We start from the raw sequence: 11,898 nt of genomic DNA on the forward strand, positions 1-11,898 counted from the left end.
CGCTCGATCGAACCACCCGCGCGTTTGTGCAACGGGACCACCGGATGACTCGGTGCGCCGAGGACGCCCACATGGGCGCGGGTCCGGCATACTCGCTAGTCAAAGCCGTTTCCACACGGCCTCGGCCGATTGCCGTCGAAGGCCTCGCTCGCGGCAGTCTGCGCCAGGATCGCCCCGAAATCACACTGTTGGTGCAAGCTCCACCGTGGCCTATTGCGCGGGACTGAAAACGCTTAGTCGAATTTCACTGGATATTTTTTCTGCCCATCAACCCCCAGTGCGACGGCATAGTTCGGCCGCTCTCCGAGATCTCTTATCTCGCGAGTTTGATGATTGAAGGCATAAACATGCAGTCGCTGCATATCCAATGTGTAGCGCTGCTTGACGCAGGTAGTTTTGATTAAGGGCGTCGACAAGACACTCGTGCACTGCCTCGTATCAAAGACGTGGTTGCCTGGAAGGACTCGAACCCAAACTGGGTAGCCAACCTGCGCCGCCGGCATTTCCTTTCCATCGACATGCGTGATTTGAATAGCTTGAGGACCGCCTACGTAGCCTCTTTCGAAGTCGACGCTAAAGACACTGGTTTCGCGCAAAGGGACACTGCTTACTTCGTCCGTCACGTATGGTTGTTGGTGGAACGCGCAGCCGGAAACCAGGCTCATCGCGATAAGACAGAGCAACGAAGGAGTTCGAATGAACATTGGTGTGCTGGATGGTGAGTGTTTTTTTAGGATGATAAGTCGCACCGCAGGGCGGACACCAACTCCCCCAGCTCGTCACGAGAAATCGGAATCCAACGGTTCATATTTTCTGAATGAGGGCTCATGAAGGACTCAGAGGGCCTGGCGAACGGCCGGTTGTGGGCCGGGAGCAGACTACTCCGCTGCCTCAAAGGGACCAAATTCCCGATGGACTTCGCCAGCGCGAAAATCACGACCCCATGTGTCGAACATTTCTTCGCCGACACCGCGCGCAAAGAACGTGACCGCTGGGAACGCCAGCGAGACTTCTCGAAGCATTGCTATCAAAGATTCCGTATAGATGGAGTTGTAGCCCGGGCGATTGAGCCCTTTTCCTTCGGCTGACGCCTGCAGGTCTTTGAGGACATCCAGAGACCAACCGTTGCTGACAACAAAGCTCTCGGCCGCTTCGGCAATCAGTTGAGGCGTAAGACTTCCAGACGCGTGGTCGGCATCGTCCCATTGCAGTTCTAAGCGGGTGTAGTAGCTCATGGTTCTTCTCTCTCTCGTCAAAAGGCCCGTCCAGAGGGGACTCGCAGATGTCCGCTCCTGGCCGACTGTAGCCTCACGCCGGGCCGGAGCAAAGGGCCCAAAGCGGCTATACACATCTCTCCAAAGCGGGCACCCAATGTGCTCAGGCCAGCGACATTAGCGCCTTCGCAAAAGCTCGCATGGAAGCCAATTCGAAGCTCCCTTCGTTCGAATCGGTTTGGTGAAATGAGCCCGCCACCACGGGCACTAGCCGGCAATCTGGGCTGTACCCATCGAACTGCGTGCAACCAGCGACGCACTGCACAAGTTGGCAGAGCCTGGAAGCCATGGACTCCTGAGACTGCGTTAGAAATTCACTCCAGCTTCGCGCCTGAGGCCAGCACAAATTCTGCAGCTTCGGGCATCTGCTTTTTGACGTATCCCCAAAAGCTGTCAACCGACATCGGCTCAGCAGGGAACGCGCCTTGCTCAACAAACTGCCTTTGTACTTCTGGATCCACCAGCGCCTTGGCCAGTGCGGCATTCAACGTTTCCAGAATGGGCAGGGGCGTCTTTGCGGGGGCCGTGAGGCCATACCAGTTGTCGGTAAAGAAGCCTGTCACCCCTATCTGCTCGAAGGTCGGGACGTCCGGCAAGCCGGTAGTCGGCGATGGGCCGCGACGGCCAGCGCACGAAGCTTGCCCGAGCGCACGAAAGGAATCGCGCCGGTGGTGATGACCATGTCCACCCGGCCGGCCATCAGCTCCGTCAGGGCAGGCGCAGTGCCTTTGAACGGGATGTGGGCGACATCTATTCCCGCGAGCTTCTTGAACATCGCAGCCGCCATGTGCTGCGACGAACCGACGCCGGCGGACCCATAGTTCAACTTTCCAGGATTCGCCTTGGCTGCTTGAACAAGCCCTTCCACTGATTTGTAGGCCGATCCTGCGGACACAAGGAGTGTGCCGGGAGAGGTATTGATGAGCCCAATAGGCGCGAAGTCTTCAATCGGCTTGTAACCCAAGGTCGAATAAAGAACTGGGTTCCAGCCGTGGGACGCCACCGTCGCCAACAGAATTGTGTACCCGTCCGGCTTTGACCTCGCCGCAAGGTCGGAGCCGACGTTGCCACCCGCGCCCGGTCGGTTGTCAATGATGATCTGCTGGCCCAGGATGCGCGACATCTGCGTTGCGATCAGTCGAGCCACGTTGTCGGCCGGGCCCCCTGCGGGCCAGCCAACGACCATTGTGATGGCCCGGGTCGGAAACGTGCCTTGCGCGTAAACGTCCGCATGGGTCATCACAAGGCCCATGGCGAGCGAAATCGCCCGTCTGCGATCCATTCTGGTTTGAACTTCTGCTGTCATGCTTGTCTCCGTCTTGTAGGTAGCAGCCCCGCGTGGGTTCTGAATGCGCCGGCGCAAGTTAGTGCGAGCGCAAATCCGCAAGGAATTTGCGGGCTCGTTCGCTGCGCGGCTTCGAGAAGAAATCACCCGGCACGCCCGCTTCCACCAGGCAGCCCTGGTCCATGAACCAGACTCGGTCGGCAACTTCGCGTGCGAAGTTCATCTCGTGCGTCACGCACATCATCGTCATGCCGTCGCGCGCCAGCGACTTCATCACCTGCAGCACCTCGCCCACCATCTCAGGGTCGAGCGCGCTGGTGGGTTCGTCGAACAGCATCGCCGGTGGGTCCATGGCCAGCGCGCGCGCGATGGCCACGCGCTGCTGCTGGCCACCGGACAGCTGGCCAGGAAACGCATCAGCCTTCGAAGCCAGGCCCACGCGCTCGAGCAGTTCCAGCGCGCGGGCGCGTGCCTGCGCGCGCTTGTGCTTTCGAACCGTCACCGGGCCGAGCATGATGTTCTGCGCCACCGACAGGTGCGGAAAAAGGTTGAAGCTCTGGAACACGAAGCCCACTTGGCTGCGGAAGCTGTTCAGGTCGACCGATGGCGCGTGCACGTCCTGCCCGTCGAAGCGAATGGTTCCGCCCTGGATGTTCTCCAGTCGGTTCACCGTGCGTATCAGCGTCGACTTGCCCGAGCCCGAGGGCCCGCACACCACCACGACCTCGCCCTTGCGGACCTCCGCGCTGATGTCGTTCAGCGCGCGGTAGTCGCCATACCACTTGTTCACGAGATCGAAGGCGATGAGGGGCGTTTTGCTGGAAGACATGATCATGCGGCCTGCTTGGGAACGATGGGCGGGGAGGTGACAGACGTGGTGGCGGCGACAGCGGTGGGCGCGGCCCTGTAGCTTCCTTCGCGCCGCCTGGTGATGCGGCGCTCGAGCCAGCGTGCCAGCCGCGTGAGCGAGAAGCACAGACAGAAGTAGATGGCCGCGAGAACGAAGTACACCTGGAACGGCTGCGTCATTAGAGAGCTGTTGATCTGGTTAGCCGCGAAGGTCACCTCGTTCACGCTGATCACGTAGCCCAGCGAGGTTTCCTTGATGGTGGAGACGAACTGGCTCACCAGCGCCGGCACCATGTTGTAGAGCGCCTGCGGGAGCACCACCTTCGTCATGGTCTGGCGGTAGTTCAGCCCCACGGCGCGCGCCGCTTCGGTCTGCCCGCCCGGCAGGCCCTCGATGCCCGCGCGCACGATCTCGGCCAGGTACGCCGCCTGGTAGATCACCAGCGTGATCACCATCGTCGTGAATCCGCTGACCGTGCGCCCCGTCAGCACCGGAACGAAGAAGTACACCCAGAAGATGAACATGAGCAGCGGCACGCCGCGAACCACGTAGATCACCGCCGCGGCAGGAAAGCGCAGCCACGCAAACGCGCTCGCGCGCAAAAGCGCGATGGCCACGCCCAACGGAAAGGCGAGCGCGAGGCCGAGCACGGAGAGCACCAGCGTGATCGCCAGCCCGCCAAGCGGACCGTTCGGGTACTGGCCGACGAGCAGCAGCATGCCGTACTCGCGCAGGATGTGAAGAATGCTGTCCACGGCTTACCTCGTGCGGATGCGGTAGCGTTTTTCCAGGCCGGCGCCGGCCGTCATGATCAGCAGCGACACGCCCAGGTAGATGACCGTCGAGAGCAGGTACACCTCCACCGTCTTGAAAGACTGGCTCTCGATCTCGCGCGTGGCGTAGGTCAACTCCGCCACCCCCACCGTCATGGCGAGGCTTGTGTTCTTGAACAGCAGCACCGTGTAGCTCACCAGCGTGGGCAATGCGATGCGCAGCGCCTGCGGCAACACCACCAGGCGCGAAGCCTGCAGGTACGTAAGGCCCATGGCACGGGCGGCCTCCAGTTGCGACTTGGGAATCGAGCGGATGCCGCCGCGCAGCCCTTCGGACACATAGGCCGCCATGCACAGGCCGATAGCGACAAAGGCCAGCAGGAACTCGCTGTTGTGCGCATTGAGCCATTGCTGCGCCGCATGCGGCAGCAGCGCCGGCATGCCGAAGTACCACAGGAAGACCTGCACCAGCATCGGCACGTTCTGGTGGTACTCCACATAGCTCGCCACGCAAGCCTTCGTCACGCGGTTGTCCGACATGCGCACCACGGCGAGCACCGTACCCAGCGCCATGGCAAACAGCCATGCCGCCAGTGTGAGCTCGAACATCGTGAGCACGCCATGCCATATCCACTGCGGATAATCGCCCCGCAACAGAACGGAGAAGTCGAGCTTGCTACCCATGGCGTGCACCTCGTTGCATGGCGCCGGTCAGCCCTTGATCGGCTCGACCTTGAATCCGCGCTGCATCTTGTACGAAGTGCCGGTGCCCAGCCACTTGTTGAAAATCTGCTGCGCTTCGCCGGACTTCTCCATGGCCTCGAGCGTGGCGTTCACCTGCTTGATGAACGCCGTCTCTTCCTTGCGCATGCCGATGCCCCAGGGCTCCAGCGCCAGCGAGGGCTCCAGCATCACAATGGGCACGGTGCTCTCGGATTGCTGGCGGAACTTCACAAGGTTCAGTTCGGAGACCGCAAACCCGTCCGCCTTGCCCTGCTGCATGGCCAGGAACGCGTTCGGCGGGTCCTGGAAGGTGATGGTGGTCGCACCCGGAATCATCTTGCGCACCAGCAACTCCGAGCTGGAGCCCTTCACCGCGCTCACGCGTTTGCCGCTCAGGTCCTTCAGCGTGGTGAAGCCGCTGTCCTTGCGGGTAGCCACCTTCTGTTCGCTGGCGAAGTACTGATGGCTGAAGGCGATCTGCTCGGCGCGCTCGGCGCTCCAGCCCAGGTTGGCGATCACCGCATCGACACGGCCTTGCTGCAGTTCGGGAATGCGCGCGGCCACCGAGATGAGCTTCAACTCCAGCTTGACGCCTAGCGACTTGGCCAGTGCCTTGCAGAAGTCGACGTCGTAGCCTTCCACCTCCCGGGTCTGCGCGTTGGAGAAACTGAACGGCTCCGCCGTGCCAAGGGTGCCGCACACGAGCACACCCTTGGACTTGATGTCGGCGAGCTGGTCTGCGCACGCCAGGTTGGCCAGCAATGCCAGGCAGGCGCCGGCGATGAGCGTCGATGCGATCTTCTTCATGGGTCTACTCCAGGAGGGTTGCAGAAACGGTAAGACTTCAGGACAGATCGGCCAGAGCGGCCTGCAGCAGGCGGCCACCTTGCTCGATCACGTCGATGCCGGTGGCGAAAGACATGCGCAGGTGCCCGGGCATGCCGTAAGAGTTTCCGTCGATCGCGGCCACGCCGGCGTGCTCCAGCAGGTAGAGCACCACGTCGACATCCGTAGCAAGAAGCTGCCCCGCTCGCGTGCGCCGTCCGAGCAGGCCGGCCACGCTGGGAAACACATAGAACGCGCCGTCGGGTGGCGCGCAACTGAAACCCGGGAGCGCCTGCAGCATCTGCACCATGCGGTCCCTGCGTGCTTCGAAAAGTGCCGCGGCCTCGGTCACGGTGTGCTGCGGCCCGTCGAGCGCGATCGCCGCGGCGGCCTGGCTCATCGAGCTCGGGCATGAGGTGCTCTGCGACAGCAGTAGCGTGATGGCCTTGATCAGCGCCGCAGGTCCCGCGCCGTAGCCGATGCGCCAGCCCGTCATGGCATAGGCCTTGGAGACGCCGTTGATCACCAGCGTGCGCTCGGCCAGTCCGGGCAGGACGTTCAAAGGCGCCACATGCGCCGCGCCGCCGTAGACGAAGTGCTCGTAGATCTCGTCGGTCATCAGCCAGACCTGCGGGTGGCGATTGAGCACCGCGCCGAGTGCGGTCAATTCGTCGCGGGTGTAGACCGCGCCCGTGGGATTGTTGGGCGTATTGAGCACCAGCCACCGCGTGCGGGCCGTGATGGCCGCCTCGAGCGCGGGAGGCGTCAGCTTGAAGCTCTGGGCACCGCTGCTGGGCACCACCACCGGCGTGCCGCCATGCAGCGCCACCATGTCCGGGTAGGAGACCCAATAGGGCGCGGGAACGATCACTTCGTCGCCTTCGTTCAGCGTGGCAGCAAAGGCGTTGTAGATGATGTGCTTGGCTCCGTTGCCCACGGCGATGTGCTCGGGCCTGTATGCCAGCGCGTTCTCGCGCAGAAGCTTGTCGGCGATGGCCTGGCGCAGGGCCGGCGTGCCGTTGGAGGCCGTGTAGCGCGTCTGTCCGGCCAGCAGGGCCGCCACCCCGCCTTCGACGATGTGGGGTGGTGTCGGGAAGTCCGGTTCGCCGATGGTGAAGTCGACGATGCGGCGGCCGGCCGCGCGCATGGCATCGACGCGCGTCTTCGCCGCCATGCTGGGCGAGGGTTTGACGCCGTCAAGGCGTTGGGCCAACAGGGTGTTCACAATGCTCTCCGAAAATGTGAAAAGAAAGGCGCTCGACGGGTTCAAAGCCCGTGCGGTGCAAATGCCTTGGTGAGCCACGACTGCTCCACCTTGCCGTTGGCAATCTCGGCCTTGATGGCGGCCTCGAAGCGCTCGGTCTGGGCCACGGCATCGAGCAGGCGTGCCACGTCGGCCTGCGCAAAAGTCACGATGCCGTCCTCGTCGCCCACCACGATGTCGCCGGGATGCACGATCTGACCCCCCACACACACGGGCACGTTGACCGCGCCGGGGCCGTTTTTGTAGGGGCCCCTGTGAATGGCGGCGCGCGCATAGCAGGGAAAGTCGGCATCGTGGAAGGCCGCGGCATCACGGATGGCGCCATCGACGACGATGCCGCTGCAACCGCGCTGTTGGGCGTAAAGCATGATGAGTTCTCCGACCAGAGCATTGGTCGTGTCGCAGCCGCCATCGACCACCAGCACGTGGCCCGGGGCGGCGTCCATGAGGGCCTTGTAGATCAGCAGGTTGTCCCCGGGACGCGTCTTGACCGTGATTGCCGTGCCCACCAGCTTGCGCTGCCTGTGGAAGCGTTGCAAGCCGACGATGCCGTTCAGGCGTTGAAGGTTGTCGCTGATGTGGGGGGTGGCCACTTTCTCGAACGCGGCCAGCATTTCCGGCGGAGCCGCAGGCGGCGCGGGATGAACGGCAAAACTGGAAGCAACCATGGACACAGCCCTCAACATCAAGTTCGATGGCGCGATTGTGAAAGTTGCCTAAAATTTCAAAAAGCGAATTTTTTCTGGCGGTTCTGTGGAAAAAAAGGAAACCAATAAGGGTTTGGCCTGACCATGTTGACGTTCAAACAGCTGGAAGCCCTCTATTGGGTCGTGCAGGCGGGCGGCTTTTCGCAGGCAGCCCACAAGCTGCACACCTCGACTTCCGCCGTGTCTAAACGCGTGCACGAACTCGAAGCCGGCTTCGACCTGGAACTCTTCGACCGCACACAGCGCACCGCGCGCCTCACGGAAAAGGGCGAGGAAATGTTCGTGCTAGCCAAGAAGCTGCTCGAACAGAGGGATGCGGCCATCGACCAGATCGGCAAGTCCGAAGTCATCGAACGCCGCGTGCGCATTGGCGTGACCGAGCTCACCGCCATGACGTGGTTGCACCGGCTGGTGGAGGCCATCCAGCGCTACTACCCGAAGGTCACCATCGAGCCCGACGTGGACTCTAGCGGCAACCTGAAGGACAAGTTGCTGGCGGACGAGCTCGACCTCGTGCTGGTGCCCGACGTGTTCGCGGAGGCGCATCTGCCGAGCCACGTGGTGGGCCGGTTCTCCAGCGTCTGGATGTGCAAGCCCGGCTTCGTCGAGCCGGGCAAGCGCTTCAGGCTGCATGAACTAGCGTCGCGGCGGCTGCTGCTTCAGGGGAGCAAGACAGGTGCCGGCACCGCGCTCAACGGCTGGATGAAGGCGCTCGGCGTGAAGCCGAGCGACGTCATCATCGTGAACAACCTCGTGGCGATGATGGGGCTGACCATGTCCGGCCTGGGCATCGGCTGCATGCCGCGGGAGTGCATGGCACCCATGGTGGCCAATGGTTCCCTGATGGAAATTCCCTGCACGCCCGCGCCGCCCGAGATGACCTACGTGGCCATGTACAAGGGCGACCAGAGGAGCACGCTGATCTCGTCGGTCGTGATGCTTTCGCAAGAGTGTTGCGACTTCAGTCGGATGTTCGATATTTCGTCCCCAGCGTCTCCCGGGGAAGCTGGCAAGCCATATGTCCCGTAGACGGCAAGCTGATTGCTCAGGGCCCTTCATGACACTGCGTGCCAACCAACGCAAACCTCAAACCAGTAACTTCCGCCGAAGCCCGCTTTTGGCCGCGAGCCGCCTCAGGCCCACATCGCTACAAGTTCTCGCCAGAATGGTCGGGCGGGTGGCGAGGCCATCTTTGTCACCAAACTGTCCGCGAATCCGTCATGGTCTCCGGCAGCTTCTGCCTGAAGGTAGCACGTACCTGCGGCTCGCAAGAACGTGTCCAGCGAAGGTGCCACCCACTGAGTGTTTGCCGAGCCATCATCGACGGCATGGGCGTAGATTGCGCCGGATTTCATATCAAGCAGCACCATGAACGGGTCGCCGTGTGCAATCGCAAGTAGGTCCGCTTGTCTCGCTGGCTCGTCTCGGTCGCCCCACCATTCCAAGCCGGGGACAGCGGCATTGAGTTGCAGTAGTCGGGCAAGGTAGTCGCCATCGGTTGCAAAGCCAAAGCAGCCCAGTTCAAGGCGACTCAAGTCCCACTGTAAGGCCGCCTCCCGGAACGACAGAGGCAGTCGACTCTCAAACTCCGACTCAATGGAGTCGAGTAGTCGAATCGCGGCTTCCTGTCGGGGTGCCGAAGGAATGTAGACCTCGAATTCGGGAAACTTTGTCAGCGCGTCCGCCCAATGCACCCTCATCTGCTGTTGAATTTCAGAGAACGATAGTAGATCGGGCATAGTAGGTCTGGTCAGTTCGCCGTCGGCGCGACGCGCGGGCTTGTATCGGGCGCTACGTCTGCTACCGAGCGAGACTGTTCCGGGTTGGGAGCTGTGGAAAACGAGTACGGAGGCAAAACTGAAGAGCCATGGCGTAGTTCCGCTTTTGGCCGGGACGCGTCACGCTTCTTCGAGTTCAGCATCTTGGCCTACCTGAAGCCTCGGCAAGTCGTTGGCGGTGGCGAGCACAAACGTGAAGACCGTCATGTCCGGTTGCCCATCTGCGGTCAGCGCCCGAGGTTGGGAGAGGTAAGGCTTTATGGGCACTCCGCCAAGGCGAGACCTCTCAGAGATAGCAAACTCACCCGGCTCGAGCTGTCGAGCAAAGAGCGACACAGGGCGTTGCTGTTGAAAGATGTGTTCGATTCGAAATTTCATCTCGTGCCCACCTGAAACGGCTGCCTTGGAACAAATTCTGCCCCCAGCCACCAAGGTCCGGTCCTGGCCGATGACCGAAATGGAAGAGAGGCTCACATTGATCATCCTCTTCGCTGCAGAGGATACCGTCCTCAGGTTCCGAAAACACCCCACCAAAGCCCTCTCGTCGGATCGGGCGTGGGTTCCAGTCGTGAGTAGCTACACGGATCGGCCGAAAGGCGGACTTCGATCGGTGCGGCCTGACGAAAGGTCATGAATGCGTCACTCGCTTCCACCTGTTGCACGAACTCATTGAGTGAGGCATCCGACCAACTCACAAATGCCTGACCGACCCCATAGGCTTGGTGTCGATTCAAATACTGGATTCCCGTCATATCCAGCGTGTACTGCAAGCGAAGAGACAGTCGTACAGCGGGCCACCGGCCCGCCGACGCATCTTCTGGCAAGAGGCGAAAAAGACGATTGATCGCGACTTCAAATCGAACTCCCCTGTCTGCCGTCCCAAGATGCGCATCGAATGTGACCCCTTCGCCTTCCGGGGTCAAAACCGAATATTTATCAACCGACTCGCGGTGAAATTCCAGTACCGCAGGCCATGCGTCGCATAGCTTCATGGACTTGAGCAGCAGTCCTTGCTTCCGTAGGAATGCTCGGAAGTCCTTCTCTGCCTGCAATGGCGGAGCAGCTTTCGGCTCTGTTTTCATCGATTTTCTATTGTGTTGTTGATCGGCTTCCTACAGATCTTGCCGCAGCAGTGAGCGACCGGTTTTGGCCGCATTCCGTCCTAGCTGGCGAGGTCAGGAAAAGACTACTGTCAGAACCGCGAACATCGCCAAGACGAGTACGAAGGCGAACCCGTCAAGAAGCATCACGCCACGGGCGACCAGGCGAGGCAAGCGCCCGGCGAACGCTCGCAATCGGTCTGCCGACGGATGGCCGCGGGGATACATTGCCGCAGCGATAAGGCAGCCAACGATGACCAAGGCGGCGAGCAACAGCGCCGCGGCCGCGAACGCCAGCAGCAACCCAAACGCAGGGAAGTTGTTCATCGGAGATGCACTGCACCCTAAGGATCTTGAGAAGGTCCGTTTTTTGGCCGCCTTCTGCCTTCGAAGGTCATCTGCAATGCAGGGCGAACTGCCGGTCTCTCGCGCGCCTGCGCTGGTCCTTGAGTCGGTCCTGTTCAAGGCCAGACTGAGGTTGGCGAGCGGCCGCGTCGATTGAGGCAATCAACGCATTGAGCTGAGCGCACTCCGTGGAGGAGCTGTCGACATTCATCGCCACCTGGCGTTCATGCTCTAGGACGGATTGGGCGATGGCGCTGTTCCGGCGCATCGACGCCTGCCTGGCATCCTGGGACATCCCCTCGGCTAAGTTGACATCAGGCGTCACCGACACTTCGCTGGCCCGTGCGTCAGCTGGGCAAGATCCGTCCGTATAGGTTGCCGCGCCCGCAGGCGATATGCATTTCGCGAAGCGCTGTACGCGCGATGTTGATTCAGGCTTCAGCTCACGCTGATCGTACCGTAGCGCCGGGAAAGCATTCTTTGAGGGCGGCGTAGCTGGCGCTGCTTGCCGCTCCGCGGGAATCCGCAAAGGGCCTGAGTCGCGCCAATCGTTTAACGCCACGAGCGCCGCAAGTGCAGCCGCAGCCGCCGCGAGCAGGAACAACCCTCGATTTGAGGGCCCCAACGGCCGCAGCGCCTTCTCCCAAGCCGTCAATGGCGTGCGAGATTGATTCAACCAAGGGTCGCTGGAGTCTTCCTTGCGCATGCCGTCAAATGTCTGCCATCGGTGAGCCGCCAGGGTCTTTTCTTGCACAACTGCCTGCGTGTTCGTGAATTTATTCACGGCTCCGGGATGCCAGATTGCAAGTCGCAACTCAATCCGGTCCGGGCGGCGAGCGTCTGGTTGTGGCCGAGCTTTGCCCTAAGCGGCATGCGGTTCAAATGAGCCCGCTGCCGAGGCAAAGTGCGGGGGTAGCGCTGATGACTTGACTTGGCCAGCCAGCCCTCGCGCAAGAAACTGCGCCATGCTCATT

The 11,898-nt window shown here is 61.5% G+C and carries 14 protein-coding genes and 1 pseudogene; 1 reads left to right on the top strand and 14 read right to left on the bottom strand.

Going from position 1 to position 11,898, the window contains the following annotated elements:
* Positions 1-233: 233 nt before the first annotated feature.
* From IB278_RS33140 to IB278_RS33180, 9 genes and pseudogenes are all read right to left on the bottom strand, one after another.
* The gene (locus IB278_RS33140) at positions 234-665 is read right to left on the bottom strand and encodes a hypothetical protein (protein WP_225613343.1); all 432 of its coding nucleotides are present in this window, start codon (positions 663-665) and stop codon (positions 234-236) included.
* A gap of 213 nt (positions 666-878) precedes the next feature.
* The gene (locus tag IB278_RS33145; protein WP_192328634.1) at positions 879-1,235 is read right to left on the bottom strand and encodes a hypothetical protein; all 357 of its coding nucleotides are present in this window, start codon (positions 1,233-1,235) and stop codon (positions 879-881) included.
* A gap of 353 nt (positions 1,236-1,588) precedes the next feature.
* Positions 1,589-2,580, bottom strand: a pseudogene (locus IB278_RS34155) (Bug family tripartite tricarboxylate transporter substrate binding protein).
* 58 nt (positions 2,581-2,638) lie between these two features.
* Entirely contained in the window at positions 2,639-3,388 is a 750-nt protein-coding gene (locus tag IB278_RS33155; RefSeq protein ID WP_192328637.1) for an amino acid ABC transporter ATP-binding protein, read from the bottom strand.
* Between the two features lie 2 nt (positions 3,389-3,390).
* The gene (locus IB278_RS33160; RefSeq protein ID WP_412556340.1) at positions 3,391-4,155 is read right to left on the bottom strand and encodes an amino acid ABC transporter permease; all 765 of its coding nucleotides are present in this window, start codon (positions 4,153-4,155) and stop codon (positions 3,391-3,393) included.
* A 12-nt stretch (positions 4,156-4,167) separates the two neighbouring features.
* The gene (locus tag IB278_RS33165) at positions 4,168-4,866 is read right to left on the bottom strand and encodes an amino acid ABC transporter permease (RefSeq protein ID WP_192328643.1); all 699 of its coding nucleotides are present in this window, start codon (positions 4,864-4,866) and stop codon (positions 4,168-4,170) included.
* 27 nt (positions 4,867-4,893) lie between these two features.
* Positions 4,894-5,712: an ABC transporter substrate-binding protein gene (locus IB278_RS33170; protein ID WP_192328647.1), complete on the bottom strand. Its 819-nt coding sequence runs from the start codon at positions 5,710-5,712 to the stop codon at positions 4,894-4,896.
* A 37-nt stretch (positions 5,713-5,749) separates the two neighbouring features.
* The gene (locus tag IB278_RS33175) at positions 5,750-6,946 is read right to left on the bottom strand and encodes a pyridoxal phosphate-dependent aminotransferase (protein ID WP_225613345.1); all 1,197 of its coding nucleotides are present in this window, start codon (positions 6,944-6,946) and stop codon (positions 5,750-5,752) included.
* Between the two features lie 50 nt (positions 6,947-6,996).
* A complete protein-coding gene (locus IB278_RS33180) occupies positions 6,997-7,662 on the bottom strand; it encodes an RraA family protein (protein WP_192328650.1) in 666 nt (221 codons plus the stop codon).
* Between the two features lie 123 nt (positions 7,663-7,785).
* On the opposite strand from IB278_RS33180, the gene IB278_RS33185 reads away from it, so the two are divergent.
* A complete protein-coding gene (locus IB278_RS33185) occupies positions 7,786-8,730 on the top strand; it encodes a LysR family transcriptional regulator (protein ID WP_192328653.1) in 945 nt (314 codons plus the stop codon).
* A gap of 104 nt (positions 8,731-8,834) precedes the next feature.
* On the opposite strand, the gene IB278_RS33190 is transcribed toward IB278_RS33185, so the two are convergent.
* From IB278_RS33190 to IB278_RS33210, 5 genes are all read right to left on the bottom strand, one after another.
* A complete protein-coding gene (locus tag IB278_RS33190) occupies positions 8,835-9,440 on the bottom strand; it encodes a hypothetical protein (protein ID WP_192328655.1) in 606 nt (201 codons plus the stop codon).
* Positions 9,441-9,599: 159 nt separating this feature from the next.
* Positions 9,600-9,962: a hypothetical protein gene (locus tag IB278_RS33195; RefSeq protein ID WP_192328658.1), complete on the bottom strand. Its 363-nt coding sequence runs from the start codon at positions 9,960-9,962 to the stop codon at positions 9,600-9,602.
* 26 nt (positions 9,963-9,988) lie between these two features.
* Positions 9,989-10,561, bottom strand: a complete 573-nt coding sequence (locus tag IB278_RS33200; protein ID WP_192328661.1) for a hypothetical protein — start codon at positions 10,559-10,561, stop codon at positions 9,989-9,991.
* A 93-nt stretch (positions 10,562-10,654) separates the two neighbouring features.
* Positions 10,655-10,906 carry a hypothetical protein gene (locus tag IB278_RS33205; protein WP_145747700.1) on the bottom strand — a complete coding sequence of 84 codons (252 nt, stop codon included), beginning with the start codon at positions 10,904-10,906 and terminating at the stop codon, positions 10,655-10,657.
* Between the two features lie 67 nt (positions 10,907-10,973).
* Positions 10,974-11,708: a hypothetical protein gene (locus IB278_RS33210; RefSeq protein ID WP_192328664.1), complete on the bottom strand. Its 735-nt coding sequence runs from the start codon at positions 11,706-11,708 to the stop codon at positions 10,974-10,976.
* Between the last annotated feature and the right edge of the window lie 190 nt (positions 11,709-11,898).

The organism is Variovorax sp. VRV01, from assembly GCF_014852545.1.
In the GTDB taxonomy this organism is placed as follows: Bacteria; Pseudomonadota; Gammaproteobacteria; order Burkholderiales; family Burkholderiaceae_C; genus Variovorax; species Variovorax beijingensis_A.